At 39.8% G+C, this 19,288-nt stretch carries 17 protein-coding genes; 12 read left to right on the top strand and 5 right to left on the bottom strand.

Annotated features, from left to right (window positions below):
* Positions 1-26: 26 nt before the first annotated feature.
* From ACH11B_RS21150 to ACH11B_RS21100, 11 genes are all read left to right on the top strand, one after another.
* Complete coding sequence (locus ACH11B_RS21150) at positions 27-1,202, top strand: AIR synthase related protein (RefSeq protein ID WP_013667234.1); 1,176 nt, start codon at positions 27-29, stop codon at positions 1,200-1,202.
* Positions 1,203-1,244: 42 nt separating this feature from the next.
* Complete coding sequence (locus ACH11B_RS21145) at positions 1,245-1,676, top strand: RimK/LysX family protein (protein WP_130855779.1); 432 nt, start codon at positions 1,245-1,247, stop codon at positions 1,674-1,676.
* A gap of 104 nt (positions 1,677-1,780) precedes the next feature.
* Positions 1,781-2,710, top strand: a complete 930-nt coding sequence (gene rimK, locus ACH11B_RS21140; protein WP_049795159.1) for a 30S ribosomal protein S6--L-glutamate ligase — start codon at positions 1,781-1,783, stop codon at positions 2,708-2,710.
* Positions 2,711-2,823: 113 nt separating this feature from the next.
* A complete protein-coding gene (rpsL, locus tag ACH11B_RS21135) occupies positions 2,824-3,237 on the top strand; it encodes a 30S ribosomal protein S12 (protein ID WP_002993550.1) in 414 nt (137 codons plus the stop codon).
* A 19-nt stretch (positions 3,238-3,256) separates the two neighbouring features.
* Positions 3,257-3,724 carry a 30S ribosomal protein S7 gene (gene rpsG / locus ACH11B_RS21130; protein ID WP_013667231.1) on the top strand — a complete coding sequence of 156 codons (468 nt, stop codon included), beginning with the start codon at positions 3,257-3,259 and terminating at the stop codon, positions 3,722-3,724.
* Positions 3,725-3,897: 173 nt separating this feature from the next.
* Positions 3,898-6,006 carry an elongation factor G gene (fusA, locus tag ACH11B_RS21125; protein ID WP_130855780.1) on the top strand — a complete coding sequence of 703 codons (2,109 nt, stop codon included), beginning with the start codon at positions 3,898-3,900 and terminating at the stop codon, positions 6,004-6,006.
* A 61-nt stretch (positions 6,007-6,067) separates the two neighbouring features.
* On the top strand, positions 6,068-6,373 hold the full coding sequence (gene rpsJ, locus ACH11B_RS21120; protein WP_013667229.1) for a 30S ribosomal protein S10: 306 nt from the start codon (positions 6,068-6,070) through the stop codon (positions 6,371-6,373).
* Positions 6,374-6,494: 121 nt separating this feature from the next.
* The gene (locus ACH11B_RS21115; protein ID WP_013667228.1) at positions 6,495-7,190 is read left to right on the top strand and encodes a response regulator transcription factor; all 696 of its coding nucleotides are present in this window, start codon (positions 6,495-6,497) and stop codon (positions 7,188-7,190) included.
* Positions 7,191-7,255: 65 nt separating this feature from the next.
* Complete coding sequence (locus tag ACH11B_RS21110) at positions 7,256-8,629, top strand: ATP-binding protein (RefSeq protein WP_377608716.1); 1,374 nt, start codon at positions 7,256-7,258, stop codon at positions 8,627-8,629.
* A gap of 168 nt (positions 8,630-8,797) precedes the next feature.
* Positions 8,798-9,292 carry a hypothetical protein gene (locus tag ACH11B_RS21105; RefSeq protein WP_013667226.1) on the top strand — a complete coding sequence of 165 codons (495 nt, stop codon included), beginning with the start codon at positions 8,798-8,800 and terminating at the stop codon, positions 9,290-9,292.
* Between the two features lie 25 nt (positions 9,293-9,317).
* Positions 9,318-10,244 carry a bestrophin family protein gene (locus ACH11B_RS21100; RefSeq protein WP_013667225.1) on the top strand — a complete coding sequence of 309 codons (927 nt, stop codon included), beginning with the start codon at positions 9,318-9,320 and terminating at the stop codon, positions 10,242-10,244.
* 78 nt (positions 10,245-10,322) lie between these two features.
* Here ACH11B_RS21100 and ACH11B_RS21095 read toward each other — a convergent pair whose 3' ends face one another.
* The 3 genes from ACH11B_RS21095 to ACH11B_RS21085 all read right to left on the bottom strand — a co-directional run bounded on the left by ACH11B_RS21095 (position 10,323) and on the right by ACH11B_RS21085 (position 13,163).
* On the bottom strand, positions 10,323-10,985 hold the full coding sequence (locus ACH11B_RS21095) for a carbonic anhydrase (RefSeq protein ID WP_013667224.1): 663 nt from the start codon (positions 10,983-10,985) through the stop codon (positions 10,323-10,325).
* 1 nt (position 10,986) lies between these two features.
* Complete coding sequence (locus tag ACH11B_RS21090) at positions 10,987-12,615, bottom strand: SulP family inorganic anion transporter (protein ID WP_130855782.1); 1,629 nt, start codon at positions 12,613-12,615, stop codon at positions 10,987-10,989.
* A gap of 209 nt (positions 12,616-12,824) precedes the next feature.
* Positions 12,825-13,163, bottom strand: a complete 339-nt coding sequence (locus tag ACH11B_RS21085; protein WP_013667222.1) for a hypothetical protein — start codon at positions 13,161-13,163, stop codon at positions 12,825-12,827.
* A gap of 406 nt (positions 13,164-13,569) precedes the next feature.
* Between ACH11B_RS21085 and mgtE the strand changes: the two genes are divergently transcribed.
* The gene (gene mgtE / locus ACH11B_RS21080; RefSeq protein WP_013667221.1) at positions 13,570-14,949 is read left to right on the top strand and encodes a magnesium transporter; all 1,380 of its coding nucleotides are present in this window, start codon (positions 13,570-13,572) and stop codon (positions 14,947-14,949) included.
* A 7-nt stretch (positions 14,950-14,956) separates the two neighbouring features.
* Here the strand turns inward: mgtE and ACH11B_RS21075 are convergent, their stop codons facing one another.
* Positions 14,957-18,049, bottom strand: coding sequence for an efflux RND transporter permease subunit (locus ACH11B_RS21075; RefSeq protein ID WP_130855783.1), 3,093 nt, complete (start codon positions 18,047-18,049; stop codon positions 14,957-14,959).
* Positions 18,050-18,102: 53 nt separating this feature from the next.
* Complete coding sequence (locus ACH11B_RS21070) at positions 18,103-19,212, bottom strand: efflux RND transporter periplasmic adaptor subunit (protein WP_013667219.1); 1,110 nt, start codon at positions 19,210-19,212, stop codon at positions 18,103-18,105.
* Between the last annotated feature and the right edge of the window lie 76 nt (positions 19,213-19,288).

The raw sequence follows: 19,288 nt of genomic DNA, 5'->3' as shown, positions 1-19,288 counted from the left end.
TTAGGATTAGTTACTTTTGCAGCCGTATGTCAGATTTAAAGTACAACCAACGCGGTGTTTCGGCCGGTAAAGAAGATGTGCATAATGCCATTAAAAACATTGACAAGGGCTTATTTCCAAAAGCGTTTTGTAAGATAATACCGGATATTTTAGGCGGGGCGGATGATTGGTGTAACATTATGCATGCCGATGGTGCAGGCACCAAGTCCTCATTGGCCTATGTTTACTGGAAAGAAACCGGTGATTTATCGGTATGGAGAGGTATTGCACAAGATGCAATCGTCATGAACATCGATGATCTGCTTTGTGTTGGAGCCTTAGATAATATATTAATTTCGTCCACCATAGGAAGAAATAAGAGTCTAATCCCCGGAGAAGTAATCGCAGAAATCATTAATGGAACGGAAGAAATCCTTCAAGAACTGAGAGATCTGGGGATAGGCATCTATTCGACCGGGGGAGAAACGGCGGATGTCGGCGATTTGGTTAGAACAATTATCGTCGACAGTACAGTTACCTGCCGCATGAAGAGAGCTGACGTGATTTCAAATCATAAGATAGAGGCAGGAGATGTTATTGTAGGGCTTTCCTCTTACGGAAAAGCTGTGTATGAGTCTGAATACAATGGCGGAATGGGATCAAACGGCTTGACATCCGCCCGTCACGATGTGTTCAATAAGTCAGTCGCTGAAAAATATAAAGAAAGTTACGACCCCGCAATTCCTCATGAGCTTGTTTTTTCGGGAAGCAAAGCGCTTACCGATACGATTACTATTGACGGCGAGGAGATTACAATCGGAAAATTGGTCCTTTCGCCAACCCGTACTTATGCGCCCGTTATGAAGGAAGTGCTCGATCATTATCGCCAAGATATACACGGCATGGTTCATTGCAGTGGTGGAGCACAAACAAAGGTTCTGCATTTTATTGATCGTTTCCATATTATTAAAGATAACCTTTTTCCGATCCCTCCCTTGTTCAGACTGATACAAACGGAGTCAAAGACTGATTGGCAGGAGATGTATAAAGTCTTTAATATGGGACATAGAATGGAGTTATACGTTCCGGAGGCGAGAGCAGTCGATATCATTCGCATCGCAGAAAAATTTGGCATTGAGGCTAAAATAGTAGGAAGAGTTGAAGATAGTGAACAAAAGAAGGTAACCGTCCATTCCGAAGTTGGGGAATTTGTTTACTATTAATTATCTTACGCATACATTATAGTTGAGAAATTAGTTAATATTATGAAGATTATCGGCTGGAAGGAGACTGTCGATTTTATAGATTTTAAACTTTATAATGTTCCAGCCAAAATAGATACGGGAGCCAAAACATCCGTATTACATTGTAAGTTCATCGAACTGGTTAAAGTAAAGCGAAAAAATTTTGTTCGTTTCATCCCCTTGGACGACAATTTTGGGGGAAATGGAACAGTTTATATGCTTCCATACCATAAAGAGCGAAAGGTTAAAAACTCGTTTGGGAGTGAAGAAAATAGATTCATAGTAAAAACAGCAATCTCTATATTTAATGAAAATCACGAGATTGAAATTTCGCTTCGTGATCGGTCGGGTATGGAATTTCCGATGTTACTTGGAAGAAGTTTTATCCGGAAGAAATTTCTGGTCGACGTCTCCAAGTCAAATTTATCAAAAAAAGAAAGCAAAACCAAATAGAAACCTAATAACGAAAGAATCACAACTGACCTCTCGAAACAAAACATGATCAGCTGCTGTTGAAACACATGTTTATCGTTGCGTTCAATTTATTTATACATATTGTGAAGATTGCAGTACTGTCAACCAATAAAAATTTGTATTCTACCAAGCGTTTGGTAGAGGCGGCCCTAAAAAGAGGGCATGAATGTGTTGTGCTAGATCATAGGCAGTGTTATGTAGGCATAAAACAGGGGGAGCCCAGTATACATTACAAAGGGCAGGATGTGTCCAATATCGATGCAATCATCCCCAGAATAGGTGCTTCGGTAACCTTTTACGGCTCGGCTATTGTGAGGCAATTTGAAATTATGGGAGTAGCGTCCGCTAATCCAAGTCAGGCTATTACGCGATCCAGAGATAAATTACGATGTATGCAGATTTTATCCGGTGCCGGTATTGGTATGCCGATAACGGGATTTGCACGACAAACAAATGATGTCGATGATTTAATAAAGATGGTAGGAGGGGCGCCTCTTGTGATCAAACTATTAGAAGGAACACAGGGTATTGGCGTTGTTCTTGCCGAAACCAGAAAGGCTGCCAGCTCGGTGATCGAAGCATTCTATGGGCTTGGAAACAACATTTTGATACAGGAATATATTAAAGAGTCGAGAGGCGCAGACATCAGGGTGTTGGTAGTAGATGGTAAAGTGGTAGGCGCAATGAAGCGCACTGCTAAAGAAGGCGAATTCCGATCGAATCTTCACCGAGGTGGATCTGCTACCGTCATCAAGTTAACGAAAGCCGAAAAAGAAACCGCTTTACGAGCTTCCGCTGAGCTTGGCCTAACCGTTTGTGGAGTAGATATGTTGCAATCTGATAGAGGTCCGCTTGTTTTGGAAGTGAACTCTTCACCGGGTTTAGAAGGTATAGAAAAGGTTACCGGAAAGGACATTGCTACCCACATTATCGAATTTTTGGAAAAGAAACACCAGCTAAAGAAAGAGCCAAAGGAAAGGAAAAAGAAGAGTAAGGTGGGGCAGACACTTTAGTGTCCCGGTCAATCTTTCTTTTACAATCGATTATGCTTTGATTATCAAATTCTTTTTCATATTTTTGCGGACTTTAATAGAAATAGGACAAAAAGCAAATTAAAAAACAGTAAATGCCTACTATTCAACAATTAGTTAGAAAAGGTAGAGTAGCTCTGGTTGATAAGAGTAAATCACCAGCGTTGGACAGCTGTCCACAGCGAAGAGGTGTGTGTACACGTGTATACACCACTACCCCTAAAAAACCAAACTCAGCCATGCGTAAAGTTGCTCGTGTACGTTTAACCAATGGAAAAGAGGTGAACGCCTATATCCCTGGTGAAGGACACAATTTACAAGAGCACTCGATTGTATTGATCCGCGGAGGTCGTGTAAAAGACTTACCAGGTGTGCGTTATCACATCATTCGCGGTGCCTTAGATACTTCCGGTGTTGCCGGTCGTAATCAACGTCGCTCTAAGTATGGAACAAAACGTCCAAAACCAGGACAAGCTGCTGCAGCTCCTGCAAAAGGTAAAAAGAAATAGTTAAACGGAGGAAATTAAGATGAGAAAGTCAAAACCAAAGAAAAGAATCATTTTACCTGATCCAAAGTTTAACGATATTCAGGTTACACGTTTTGTAAATAACATGATGTACGATGGAAAGAAATCCATTGCATACTCAATTTTCTACAATGCTGTTGATTTGGTTGAACAAAAAACCAATGAAAATGGCTTGGAAACATGGAAAAAAGCACTAAACAATGTGATGCCTTCAGTTGAAGTAAAATCACGTCGTGTAGGCGGTGCTAACTTTCAAGTACCAACAGAGGTTCGTCCGGAACGTAAGATTGCCTTGGGAATGAAGTGGCTGATCAGCTATGCTCGTAAACGTGGTGAAAAAACTATGTACGAGAAATTAGCCGGTGAGATAATTTCAGCTTCTAAAGGTGAAGGTGCTGCTGTTAAGAAAAAAGAAGATACCCATAAGATGGCGGAAGCTAACAAAGCTTTCTCTCACTTTAGGTTCTAATCCAATTACAATGACACAGATTAAATTGAATAACACAATAGCATGTAACAAACTAGTGTGTGTCAATTTAATCTGTGTCGTTTTTTGCCGAAGTATAAAGCAAAGTGGATTTACCAATAGTAGATTCACATTTATATAAGAGTTTAAATACACCTTTAGGGAATATAAAAAAGATGTCAAGAGACTTAAAATTCACAAGGAATATCGGTATTGCCGCACACATCGATGCTGGTAAAACCACTACTACCGAGCGTATCTTATACTACGCCGGAGTTAACCACAAAATTGGGGAAGTGCATGAGGGAGCTTCAACCATGGACTGGATGGTCCAGGAAGCTGAGCGCGGTATTACCATTACTTCCGCTGCTACCACTGTATTCTGGAACTATCGAGGAAGTAAATATCAGGTAAATATTATAGATACACCGGGACACGTTGACTTTACCGTTGAGGTAAATCGTTCTTTACGTGTACTGGACGGATTGGTATTTTTGTTCTCTGCAGTTGACGGTGTAGAACCTCAATCCGAAACTAACTGGCGCTTGGCAGATAACTATAAAGTTTCACGTATCGGCTTCGTTAATAAGATGGACCGTTCAGGTGCTGACTTTTTAAAGGTAGTTAAGCAAGTAAAAGATATGTTAGGTGCTGATGCAATTCCTTTGCAATTACCAATCGGTGCTGAGGATAACTTCAAAGGAGTTGTTGATTTGATCAATAACCGTGGGATCGTTTGGAATGAAGAAGATAAGGGTATGACCTTTACTGAAGTGCCTATCCCTGAGGATATGGTTGACGAAGTTGCCGAGTGGAGAGAGAAGCTATTGGAATCGGTAGCGGGTTACGATGAATCGTTGATGGAGAAATTCTTTGAAGATCCTAACTCGATCTCAGAACGTGAAATCTTAACAGCACTTCGTAAAGCGGTAATTGACAATGCTATTGTGCCAATGGTTTGTGGATCGTCCTTTAAAAATAAAGGGGTTCAAACCATGTTGGATTTAGTAATGGAGTTGTTACCGTCCCCGCTAGATCAAGAAGCGGTAAAAGGAACAGATCCTCGGACTGATGCAGAAATTATTCGTAAACCTTCTGTTGACGAACCATTTGCTGCACTAGGTTTCAAAATTGCAACGGATCCATTTGTGGGCCGCTTATGCTTCATTCGTGTTTATTCGGGCATATTGGAAGCAGGTTCCTATGTTTATAATACACGCTCAGGCAATAAGGAGCGTATATCTCGTATCTTCCAAATGCACGCGAATAAGCAAAATCCTATTCCAAATATCGGAGCAGGTGATATCGGTGCAGTTGTTGGTTTCAAAGATATCAAAACCGGGGATACCCTTTGCGATGAAAAACATCCAATTGTTTTAGAATCCATGACTTTCCCCGAACCGGTAATTGGTTTGGCGATTGAGCCTAAGACGCAAGCCGATGTTGACAAGCTGGGTGTTGCTTTGGGTAAATTAGCTGAAGAAGATCCTACCTTCGTGGTACAAAGTGATGAAGAAACAGGCCAAACGGTTATCAAAGGTATGGGTGAGCTACACTTAGATATCTTAATTGATCGTTTGAAGCGCGAATTTAAAGTAGAAGTAAATCAAGGCGCTCCGCAAGTGGCTTATAAAGAGGCGATTACGGCAGAAGCTGCGCACCGCGAAGTATACAAAAAGCAAACCGGTGGTCGTGGTAAGTTTGCGGATATACAAGTAGTTATTTCTCCAATCGATAAAGATTACGAGAAAGGCGGCTTACAATTTGTGAATGAAATCGTAGGTGGAGCAATTCCACGTGAATTTATTCCTTCAGTACAGAAAGGTTTTGAAGCAGCCATGGTAAATGGTGTGTTAGCGGGCTTCCCGGTAACGGATATGAAAGTTCGATTGGTAGATGGATCTTTCCACGCGGTCGACTCCGATGCACTGTCTTTCGAGATTGCCGCTCGTACTGCCTTCCGTGAAGCACTACCGAAATGTCGCCCCGTGTTAATGGAGCCGATCATGAAAATTGAGGTGCTTACACCGGAAGAAAACATGGGAGATGTAATGGGTGACTTAAACCGTCGCCGCGGACAGCTTCAAGGTATGGATACACGTAACGGATCTCAAGTAATTAAAGCACTTGTGCCACTTTCTGAAATGTTCGGTTATGTGACTCAATTGAGAACAATTACATCCGGTCGCGCTACTTCTACCATGGAGTTTGATCACTATGCAGAAGCACCTAAAAACGTTCAGGACGAGGTGATTGCAAAAGCAAAGGGTAAAGTTAAAGCCTAATTTTTAAATCTGATGTTCCGTTATAAATAGCTCTAACGGAACATCATTAATATAACATATAATGAGCCAAAGAATCAGAATTAAATTAAAATCGTACGATTACAATTTGGTTGACAAATCAGCCGAAAAGATTGTAAAAACTGTAAAACCTACAGGAGCTGTAGTAAGCGGTCCAATTCCACTTCCTACTGAAAAGAAAATTTACACCGTTTTACGTTCACCACACGTGAATAAAAAAGCGCGTGAACAATTTCAGTTGTGCTCTTATAAAAGATTGTTAGATATTTACAGCTCTAACTCAAAAACAGTTGACGCTCTGATGAAACTTGAATTGCCTAGTGGTGTAGAAGTTGAAATCAAAGTTTAATGATTTTAGTTTTCTTTAGAACAAGAAGCGAGGGCCAAACCCCTCGCTTTTTTTGTTTAGGGACATGATATAAGCCATAAAATGTGTATTTTAGCAATTAACGCTTTTTTATTTAATAAGTATGGCCAATAAAATCTTAGTTATCGAGGATCAGTCGAAATTAGCATCGTTAATTCAAAGGGGACTCAGCGCAGATGGTTATGACGTTCGGATTGCTTCCGATGGAGAATTGGGCTTGGACATGATATACCACAACGCATTTGACCTTATTGTTTTGGATGTCATGTTGCCTGGAATTAGTGGAATTGAAGTTTGCCAACTGTTGCGTAAAGAAAATAACCCCGTTCCTATTCTAATGCTAACCGCATTAAGTGCAACAAACAATGTTGTAACCGGATTGGATTCAGGAGCGGACGATTACATGGTTAAACCTTTTAAATTCGAGGAACTGAAAGCTCGCATTCGCACATTGGTGAGAAGGGCAAATGGCACTAACGGTCAGCAGAATCCAGCTTCGTCTACTATTCGAATTATGGACTTAGTATTAGATATGGATGCGCGGATCGCTACTCGAGGTGGTAAAGAAATTGCCTTAACGGCAACCGAATACCGTTTGCTGGAATTTATGATGAAAAACAAAAATAAAGTACTAACGAGAATCGAGATTTTAGAACATGTCTGGGACATCAATTTTAATATGGGAACCAACGTGGTAGACGTTTACGTAAACTATCTTAGGAAGAAGGTAGACAAAGGTTTTGACGTAAAATTGATTCATACGATGATAGGAGTCGGTTACTCGATCAAAGAAGCTTAAATATTGAGACTGTCGAAACAAGTGCGGTATAAGCTTCTCTGATGATAAAGAATATGTTGACTTAGATGAAAATCCAAAGTAAGTTTGTCCTTCTTTTCTTCTGTGTTGCGCTCGGATTAATTTCCATTTTAATGGGAGCTATCTTCTTTTTTACGCAGCAGTATGCTTTTGAAGATTTCTATAAGCGCTTGGAGGCAAGGGTGAATATCGGTGCTGAGGTATATATGCAGGAAGACGAACTGACCATTTACTATTACCGACGGATACGAAATCGTTATCTCGAAAGATTGCCGGCAGAAAGCGATTTCTTCTTTCGTGTTGAACATGGAAAGGTAATTCCAAAAAAGGGAGCGCCGCAACTGCCGAAGAGCTTTTTTACGGAAATACTAAAAAAAGGCCGTAGTCGATATAATAACCGGAACGATTTTTTTGCCGGTCGATTTTTTAAGTCGGAGAAAGGTGATTTCATTGTAGTGGTTTACGCCAAAGACCCTTCCGGTTTCCGTGAACTGGCCATGCTTCAAAAAATATTGATCATCGGTTTTTTTATATCTATTCTGGTTGTTTATTTCATCGGCAAGGTTTTTTCTCAACAAATTTTCAAACCTTTTTCGCAAATTATTAAAAAAGTGCAGGAAATAACGGCTGATAACCTACATCTACGCTTGCCTGGACGTAAAGGAACGGATGAGCTGGCTGAAATTACCACAACATTTAATGATATGCTGGATCGATTGGAAACTGCATTTGATACACAGAGTAATTTCATCAGTAATGCTTCTCACGAGCTACGAACTCCCATCAGCATTATATCCGGGGAAGCAGAATTGGCTATGGGTAGCGGTGAATTGCCAGAATCACATAAACAATCCTTGTCGGTCATTATTAGCGAAGCGGATAAATTACAGGAGATTATCAGTGGCTTACTTTACCTTGCCAAAACGTCTGCAGATAAAAGTAAGCAGCCAAAAGAACGGGTGCGAATGGATCAGCTTTTAATGAATATTAAAAAGATCACCGATCAGGTGAATCCCGATTGTGAATTGAGGTTAACCTTTGAAGACTTGCCGGAGGAGGAAGATGAACTTACGGTGATGGGATATGAACATTTGTTACAGCTGGCTTTATCTAATATTGTGACAAATGCCTGCAAATACTCCGACAACAAACCAGTACGAATTCATTTAAAAACTTCTAATAAACATATTCTCATTAATGTTTTAGACGAAGGGATAGGTATCCCCGAACAAGAAAAGAAATACATCTTCGAACCATTTTTCAGGGCATCCAACACTCATTTTTATGAAGGACATGGTGTAGGGTTACCTTTAGCCTTAAAAATAATTCGCTTACACAGAGGCACAATCGATATTAGAACCCAAGTAAATTCCGGAACAGATATCACTGTTTTATTGCCAAGCGTTGCCAATCACAAATAAGGTCATAGCTTGATTTTACCTAAAACTCTAATCCTATTTTAATTTTATCCTTAATCTTCTTTAATGAGTTTCTTATTTCTTTGTAAAGTTAGGTAAAATGAGCAATTGTTTGTGGGAGCTTTAACAATGTTCTTTTTTATTGATTTTTAAGCTAAAAGGAGACATTTTATGAAGAAAATTCTTATTCCGACTGATTTTTCAGGCCAATCATTGGATATTCTGACCGATTATCTTTTGTCTTGCAATGAAAAAGAGGTATCTGTTTTATTCTTTAGCGTAGTGAAACTTTCTGATTCTATAACTGATTTGTTGCTTTTGTCGAAAAGGACTAAAGAAATAGAATTGATCCCAAGATCGTTCGAAAATTATTGTAGATGTATACAGGATGAGTTCGAAAGGATTAAAGATGTAAGATTTGAATACTTTTACGGGAATACAATTGCACTTTTTAGAAACTTTTTGGATGCAAACCGTATCGATGAAATTGTTTACGATCCTTCTATTGAATTACAGATGATTACCAAGGAGAGTTCCGATCCCATTGATCTAATTGAAAGGTGTAAATGGAACAAATGGGTTCCATCAAGAAAGCAGATGGGCAGTAAATTAACCGAGGAGGAGAAAGCAATTTATGCTCGGGAATTAGAAAGAGCGCTCCTATAAATCAAAAAACTTAAAGAATTTACTTATGCTACTGAAAAACAATATACCCATAGGATACGTGCTTGGTAAAGTAAAATACGACAGCGCGCTGGTTGCCATATATGCCATTGTTGTGACGGTTTCACACCAACTGAACATATTTAATTTTGACATTCCAATAGGAGGTGTGCCTGCGATTCTTGGAACGGTTATTTCCTTATTACTGGCTTTTCGTTCAAATCAAGCTTATGATCGTTGGTGGGAGGCCCGCATCGTTTGGGGAGCTATCGTAAATGATTCAAGAAGTTTCGCAAGGCAGGTTATTACATTTATTGGAAATCTTTACGATTCAGGAAGCACCGGCGAATTGAAAGAAAGACTGATTAAACGTCAAATCGCATGGAATTATGCGTTAACGAAGTCGTTGCGGAAACAAGATCCGTATAAAGATATCAAAAGGTTATTATCCGAATCTGATTTTGAGTTTGTCAAGGCTTATGACAATGTACCTAATGCTTTACTTAAGTTGCAAGGCATGGACATTAATAGGGCGACAAATGAGGGGCTTTTAAACCAGTTTCAACAGATTGAATTAGAGAGAACCTTAATGAAGCTGACTGATTCGATGGGGAAATGCGAACGCATAAAAAGTACGGTATTTCCTGAAACGTATACACTATATATACGTTTGGCAATTTATCTATTCATTACAGTGCTGCCATTCAGCCTTTTCGGTTTGTTCGGATATATATCTATTCCTTTGGTTATCGCCATCGGTACGTTGTTCCTTTTAATAGAAAAGATGGCTGTACATTTGCAAGATCCATTTGAGAATAAGCCGACGGATACGCCTATGTCTACCATTTCCGCAAAAATCGAGCGGGATTTAATGCAAATGTGGCTCGATGATCGAATGGAAGATCAGCGAGATGAAGCGAAAAATGCAGATCGAAAAATGTTCTATATACTTTAATTAACCTAACCTTTATCCGTTAAAAAAGCCGGTAGAGATTATCTCTACCGGCTTTTTAACTATAATCGCCATAGCCTATTATTTATAAGCGAAGACATCATCCAATTGGGTGCTTTCTGTAAAAGTTAAGTCAAGGTCAATCAACCTGCCTGTTTCCAGTTCAATAACCATACCGTGAACAGCTAAATCGTCCCTTTCCTTCCAGGCGTTTTGGATGATGGTTGAGGTGCAGAGATTAAATACCTGTTCTGCAACATTCAGTTCAACCAAGCGATTCACCTTAGCAGTAGAGTCGGTAATAGCATCGATTTCGCCTTTATGTAAGCGATAAACGTCTTTAATATGGCAAAGCCAGTTGTCAATTAAGCCAAACTGCTTTTGACTAAGAGCAGCAGCCACGCCGCCGCAACCATAGTGCCCTGCAACGATAACATGTTTAACCTTTAATACATTTACTGCATAGTCCAATACACTCAACATATTCATATCCGAATGAATACACATATTTGCAATATTTCTATGCACAAAAACGTCTCCCGGTCTTGTATGCGTGATTTGATTTGCCGGTACACGACTATCTGCGCAGCCGATCCAAAGAATCTCAGGACGTTGTCCCTTGGCTAATTCTTTAAATAAGCCCGTTGTATCGCTTGCTACTTCATTAACCCATGCGTCATTTCCTGCCTTAATTCTATTAAATGTTTCTTCTAAAATGGGATTCTTAAAAGCTTTGTTCGACATATTAAATTTGTTTTATTGGTTTAATCTTTTTTTTTCTTGTTCTTGGTTGTATTTTCTTAAATAAATGATGGATATTCGGCGCTTCTCGTTTATCATACACATCGATCAATTCGACGCGTTTTCCCGAACTGAGCGCATTTTGTTCAAAGTCTTTGATTACTTGAACAACATCTTTGTCTATGAAACGGCTACCGGTTCCGTCCACGATAATATGCGTTACATCTTTCGGCAAATTATATAATGATTGTTGAATAGCTGCCTTATTTAGAAAGGACACTTCTTCAGATAAGTATACTTTTATTTTTTTATTTCCATTGCTTTCTTCCAGGTCATATCCAAAAGGATTGCGCATATTGTTACGTAAGATATAGAATATAGCCACTACCATGCCAATACCGACCCCTTTTAATAAATCAGTAAAAACAATTGCTAATATCGTAACAACGAACGGAATAAATTGATCGAGCCCTCTTCGGTACATGCGGGTAAATAGGGGGATTTTGGCTAATTTGTATCCGGTAACCAATAGTATGGCCGCTAAGCAGGCGAGCGGTATCATATTAATAATGGCAGGAATAATTAATAGTGCCAATAGCAACCAGAAGCCATGAAACATCGCGCTTTGCCTGGTCTTTCCGCCGGCATTAACATTCGCGGAAGACCTCACAATTACGGAAGTCATTGGAAGGCCACCTAACATACCGGTTGTCATATTTCCAATTCCTTGCGCAACCAACTCCCGATTAGTAGGAGATACACGCTTATAGGGATCTAGTTTATCAACCGCTTCAATGCAGAGAAGTGTTTCCAAACTCGCAACAATAGCAATTGTAAATGCAACTATCCAAACATCATAGTTTACGATCGCAGTGAAATCAGGGAACTGAAATAAGCCTAAAAATTCATTAAAAGAGTTAACAACCGGTATCTCTACTAAATGTTTTGGGTCAATTTCGAGCTTGCTGCCCTTAAAGGCGATATTAAGCAATACGGCGAAAACAACGACCATAAGAGGCGCCGGCACTATACTCAGCTTTTTAAGTTTTGGCCAGTAGATTAATACTAGGAGGGATAAAGCCGTTATAATAGTAGCACCTAAATGGATCGCTCCGAAAGCGGCTTTAATAGCTAATAACGTGTTGTCTCCGTCTAATTGCTTGAAGCTTTCATCTCCAAAAAAATCAGCGTCATATCCCAATGCATGGGGTAACTGTTTAAGGATGATGGTTATACCGATGGCAGCTAACATACCTTCGATAACTGCTGAAGGGAAATAGTTGCCGATGGTTCCTGCTTTAATCATACCAAGAACTAGTTGTATCATGCCCGCCAAGACTACAGCTAATAAAAAAACATGATACGAACCTAACGACTGAATAGCACCGAAAACAATAACCGTTAAGCCGGCGGCAGGGCCACTTACACTTAATTGCGAACCACTAATAGAGGCTACTACGAGTCCTCCGACAATTCCTGTCAATAGACCTGCAAATAAAGGTGCTCCCGATGCCATTGCTATCCCCAAACAAAGGGGGAGGGCAACTAGGAAGACGACCACACTTGCGGGTAAGTCGTACTTTAAGTCTCTTTTGGCAACTTTAAAAAATGCTGAAAAACGTGTGCCTAGCATAAAATTTTAATGTGTTAGATAAATGATAATTATTTGTTGTTTTAAGCAAGTATATGTTATCCCTACAATACAGCACCGAATCTTTATTATTGGTTATACGATTATAAAGAGCTGATTGTGGGAGTATATCAGTCCTTTACTAGCTCGCATAACCAATAAGGTATGTGGGTGCTATAGCTTTAGGAAAAATTAATTTGGGAATTACTTGTTTAACAATTTGGAGGCGGCGTCGGGACAGAAGGGTAGAATGACTTTACGCTGATGTCATCATCTGTAACATATTGCTTAATAGCTAAATAACGCAAAGGAGTCATGAAAATGTCCCAATTAATTACCGTTGCGAATTCTTTGCTGAAATTTTCAATATTGGTGTCGCCACAATTAGATTTACCGGAGTGGTTTTCAATCTCTAATTGCAAGATAACTGCCATTACATGTTTGCTATCGTATAAAGAAGCATATATAGGTGCGATTGAAATAGCCATCTTCAAAAAGAAGATAGAAAGAAAAAGAGCGCTATATACTTTTCTGATCCTTTTCGTTCTCATGCTATTTTAAGTTGGTAATTTCATATCATACCTGTCGCTAAAATAAACAAAAAACATTTATATATGATTTTAATGAATAAAAAAATTACGAAAGTCAGACAAAGTTGGGGAGTTTAAAAACTAAACCAGACAGGCTTTGTTTTTCAGTCGTGATCTTCATATGATCGATATTAATAAGACACGAGAATCATCGGCCAAAGCAAAATAGCTGGATGATAAAGGCTTTTGAACGCAAGCTCCTATGTCAGTACTTAAAGCGAGGGCAATGAAAATGAGCTTTATGAAGCATTAAGGGTAAATTTATTTTAGGTGAAATGTATAAATTACCTTGAGATTATTCAATAAAAAAGGCGACTTTTGCAGCAAATAGAATTTTTATGTAAAAACTTTACTTGAGGGCTTTTGTATGGAGAATAACCTGGACACTCTGGTAGAACAAATAGAATTATTGATTGCCGAAGGTGATAAGGAACAGCTACAAGAATATCTGGATAGCCTAAATATATCCGAGGTAGAAGATCTCATCGACGAACTGCCCGAATATGGTTCTACATTTATTGAGACGCTCAGTATCAATAGAGCGGTTAATGTCTTTAGGATTTTAGATTTCCCTACGCAAGAGCGGATTATAAAGAAACTATCCGGTGCAAAAATAACTGAACTGATCAACGAGTTGCCCCCGGATGATCGAACAGCTTTCTTTAGCGAACTTCACGGCGACGCTGTGAAGAAGATGATCATATTAATGCCGCCTGAGGATAGAAAGGAGGCTCTGACATTATTGGGTTATCCCGAGGATAGTGTAGGTCGGTTGATGACACCGGACTACGTAACGGTGAAACAAGACTTTACCGTGGCGCAAGCACTGGAACACATACGTAAATATGGGAAAGACTCCGAAACCATTGACGTCATTTACGTGATAGACGATAAAGGCGTGTTACTTGACGATATCCGAATCCGCGAAATACTTTTGTCCGCTCCCGATGTAAAGGTTGCCGATCTAATGGATAATCGATTAATCGCCCTTAATGCTTTCGATCCACAAGAAGAAGCTATTAATATATTTAGGATGAACAACCGGGTAGCTCTACCCGTAACTGATAAGCAGGGCATTATGTTGGGAATCGTGACGGTGGACGATGTGTTGTGGATAGCTAATGAAGAGTATACTGAGGACATACAACGAATGGGGGGGTCCGAAGCGCTGGACGAGCCTTATTTGGACGTATCAATTTGGCATCTGGTAAAAAAACGGGCTCCATGGTTAATGGTGTTGTTTATCGGTCAGCTATTTACAGCTACCGTTATTGAAAAATATGAGGTACAATTGGCGACAGCCGTTGTATTAATGACCTTTGTTCCTTTGATTACTTCAAGTGGAGGGAATACCGGTTCGCAAGCTTCTGCTCTTATTATCCAGGCGATGGCTATGGGAGAGGTTAATCTATCTGATTGGTTTAGAGTCTTTAAAAGGGAATTGATATCCGGTGTCATATTAGGCGTTATCTTAGGTGTGCTTGGCTTATTGCGGATATTCGGTTATCATCTTTTCGGCGAATATGGGCAAGACTGGTTTTTAATCAGTATGGTCGTAGGCCTATCCCTGGTAGGAGTGATATTATGGGGTTCTTTGGTTGGCTCCATGCTTCCCTTCATTTTAAGAAAATTGGGAGCCGATCCCGCCACGTCATCGGCTCCTTTTGTTGCTACTTTAGTGGATGTTACGGGGTTGGTCATCTATTTCACCGTGGCGACATCGATTCTAAAGGGTACGCTGCTTTAATCGATTATTACTTTTTCTTTTTATAGGCCAGGTAAAATACCTGTGGTAAAACAACAAGGCTCAGTATCATGCAGATTAAGAGCCCCCCAACGATCATGATGGCTAAGGGTTTCTGTATTTCAGAACCCATTCCCTGAGAAAGGGCAGCTGGTAATAAACCTAATGATCCCATAATAGCAATCATAAACACCGGTCTAATTCGGTCATATACTCCTTCCGAAATAGCATTTGATAGATCTTTGCCCTTGATTAAATTACTTTTCATAACCGAAATAAGAATAATTCCATCAATTGTTCCTACACCGAACAAAATAATGAAACCAATACCGGCAGAAATACCAAAAATAGTTCCTGTTAACCATAAAGATATGAAGCCACCAATAAAGGCAAAAGGAATGGTTATTAACGAAATGAGTGTATCCTTTAAGTTGCCAAAGTTTAAGTACAAAAGAAAGGCTATTAGCAGCAGCGACACAGGCACTATAACGGCCAGTCTACTTAAAGCGCGTTGTTGGTTTTCAAAATCACCCGCCCACTCTAATCTGTAGGATGAGGGGAGAGACACTTGTTTCGTTACCTTATCCTGTGCTTCTTTAATTGCGCTGCCCAGGTCACGCCCCCTGACTGAAAAGCCGACGGCAATATAGCGCGAGTTCCCTTGCCGATAAATAAAGGCAGGGCCTGAATGATACCCGATGTCAGCAATTTCGTAGAGCGGAATTTTAGCATTGTCGATTGAGGGAACTAAAATATTTTTAATCTGTTCTTCTGTATCCCGAAAGGGCTTATCATAGCGTACGCGAATATCAAACATCTTTTCTCCGTCATAAAAGGTAGACGCCGCCTTTCCGCCAATAGCCATTTCAACAACGGCTTGTGCGTCACGCATGGAAACACCGTATCGTGCCATTCTGGCCTCACTCAAGCGTATTCTTAATTCCGGTAAGCCAATATTTCTAAAAACTAATAGATCTTCAATCCCCTTTACCTGATTCAGGCTTTTGGCTATACTATCCGCAATTTGTTCTAATTTGTATAGATCATCACCGTATACTTTTGCCACTAAAGAACTCTTAACACCGGCAACATACTCCTCCACATTATCCATAATGGGTTGGCTAAAGCCGAAATTAATTCCCGGATAAACATTAAGCGTTGCTTCCATCTCTTCCAGGAGGTCTTCTTTCGTTATGTTTTTTCGCCATTCGTTGTCGTCCTTTAGCTGTACGTGAAATTCTATATTAAAGAAACCAGTTGGGTCAGTTCCATCGTTAGGTCGTCCTGTTTGTGTCAGTATAAACTTCACTTCCTGAAATCTTCTCAATTTTTCTTTCATTTCTTTGGTTAAACGTACCGATTCGTCGAGATTTACGCTATTTGGTAGGGTTGCTCGTATATAGATGGCACCCTCATTCAATTCAGGTATGAATTCTGTACCAATTTTGGTAAAGCCGATGCTGCAAATTGTTAAAAGCAAAGCAAATAAGAACAAGGTTGTTTTGATATGCCTGTGGGCAAATTGATAGCAATTGAAAATGAGCCGACGAAAGAACTCGGCAACGGGATTGTGCCGATCCACCACATGGGTATTCAATAAGAGCTTGCACATGGCCGGAACGTAGGTGAGCGATAATAAAAGCGATCCTAAAAGTGCATAACCCAAAGTGAAAGCTAAGGGTGCAAACATCTTGCCTTCAACTTTCTGGAAAGTGAAAATCGGCATCAGTGCGATGATCAATATAATTTGGGCAAAAAGGATAGATTTTGCGACGCCCTTTGCGTTTTTTCTTATAATGCCTCCTTTAGCAATTTTGTTGAAGCGTTCCATTCCCAATAGCTTCGCCTTTTTGTCGAGACTTACATATACGTGCTCTACAATAACCATCGTACCTTCCAAAAGTAATCCGAAATCAATAGCACCAATTGAAATTAAATTGGCGGGTAAACCCTGGATTCTCAACATCAAAATTGCGAACAGAAACGCCAGTGGGATGACGGAAGCAACGATTACGGTTGTACGCCAGTTAAATAGAAATAAGAATATGACAACAGATACCAGTACAATACCTTCAATCAAGTTATGCGTTACAGTATCTACCGTTTTCTCCACAAGATGCGTGCGATCGTGAAAAGCTTCAATCTTAACACCTTTCGGCAATATACGATCGTTTAAATCCTGTATACGTTCTTTCAATCGTTCAATAACTTCACTTGGGTTTTCGCCCCGTAACATCACGACGATGCCTTCGATCAGGTCGTCTTGTTCATTTAATCCGGCCTGACCTAATCTTGGTTTACTGCTAATCTGGACGTCGGCCACATTCTTTACCAGTACGGGTACCCCGTTTACATTTTTTATCAATATACTGGCGATATCACTTACCTTGTCAAGTAAACCAACGCCCCGAACCACATAGGCTTGATCGCCCCTTTGAATGACATCGCCTCCCACATTAATATTGCTCTTTTCTACCGCATCATACACATCAAGCGCCGTCAAATTATAGTTTGCTAACTCAGCGGGATTAACTCTTATTTCAAATATCTTTTCCTCACCACCGAAACTAACAATGTCTGCCACGCCATCTACGGATAAAAGTTCTCTTTCAATAACCCAGTTTTGCAATGCAGATAACTCTCTAATCGGAATCTTTTTTTCACTTTTAATTACATACCTAAAAATCTCGCCGGTTGCCCCATAGGGCGGCTCTATTTCTGCTTCAGCCCCTTCGGGTAGATCAACAGCACGCAACCGGTTGGCTGTATACTGTTGGGCGTAAAAGTCTTCTATATGATCTTTGAAATTGACAGTGATCACAGATAGGCCAAAAAGTGATATGGAGCGGACTTCTGTTTTACCGGGAATGGTGTTCATTTCCTTGCTTATCGGCAAAGTAATGAACTTTTCTATTTCTTCGGCGCTTCTCCCGGGCCATTGCGTGATGATCCGTGCACGTGTATTGGTAACATCAGGAAAGGCTTCTATAGGAGTATGTTTATACGCATAGACGCCGGCGGCTATCAAGAGGGCCACAAAAAAGAAAACAATCAGTTGATTCTTCAGTGAAAAACCAACAATCTTCTCTACAAGTTTAATCATTTGAAATAAAGTATGAGTAGGGGATAGCGCTTAAAATAACTTAGAACAAATTGTTATCTTCCGATCAATCGGTTATAGATTAATAAACTGTTTTTACCAATAATACGATCACCGTCATGAAGGTGGTCATCAGACACATAATAATAATGATTGTCTTCATAGCTAGGTGTAAAATCCACCACCTCTAAATCACAATCGTTATTGTATTTAATAAGATGATACGCTTCATTATCAAAAATAACGGCGTTATGTGGAATGGCCATGCTGTGAACTTGATGATCTAAGTAAACATCAATAGTAGCCATCATTTCCGGTCTTAATAGTAAGTCTTGATTGTCTAGCTCAATAATGGCTTTCAGAACACGTTCGTTTGGGTCCACTACATTGGAAATACGATTAATAACCCCATTAAAATGCTTGTTTGGATAGGCTGTTGTTTCTATATTGACAGATTGTCCCCTTCGTACACTACTAATATTGCCGGTATACACGTTAGCTTTTACCCAAACCCTACTCAAATCGCCAATTACAAACAGCGGTTCTCCTCCCGCTTCTATCTGTTGACCATTTACAATATTTTTCTCCACGATGTACCCATCATTCTTTGAGCGGATAACCAGTACTCCTTTTTCAATATTGCCACCAAAGATGTCTAAGCTTGCTTTGGTCTTTTTAATTTCGGATTGTGCATTGCTTACATCAGCCTGTGCCTCTAAAATTTCTTTATCCGAAGCTACGCCATCGGCATATAAATTTTGGGTTGCGCTTAATTGTCTTTGTGCAATTTTTAATTTTAGTTCGGCTTCATTCAAACCGGCAACCATATCATTCAGGTCTGTGCTGCTTATTTCAAGTAATATCTGACCTTTCTTCACATAGTCGCCAAGGCTGAATCCCACATGTTGCACCACACCGCTTAATAGCGGTACAAATTTGTAAACTTTATCTTCGTCATAGCTAACACTTCCGGTAAGTTTGAGAATTTCCTTGTTTTCAACGCTTGTTCGGATCGTCTCGGTTGATATTATTTTTTTAAGATCATCGTTCAAACAGGTTTTTTTTATGTTTTCTTCTTCTTGACCTCCATTGCTTTCTTTACTTGAATTACAAGAGCTTACACCTAAGGCTATAATGAACGAAATAAATATTATACTTTTTCTCATTAGAATGAATTTGTTTATGTATCACCTGTTTAAGGTACTAATCTATAAATGCTATTTTCAGCGCCGAAGCGCTTTG

The organism is Olivibacter sp. EAT-5 (genome assembly GCF_044784325.1).
Classification (GTDB): domain Bacteria; phylum Bacteroidota; class Bacteroidia; order Sphingobacteriales; family Sphingobacteriaceae; genus Olivibacter; species Olivibacter oleidegradans.
This window is presented reverse-complemented; position numbering and strand designations above follow the sequence as displayed.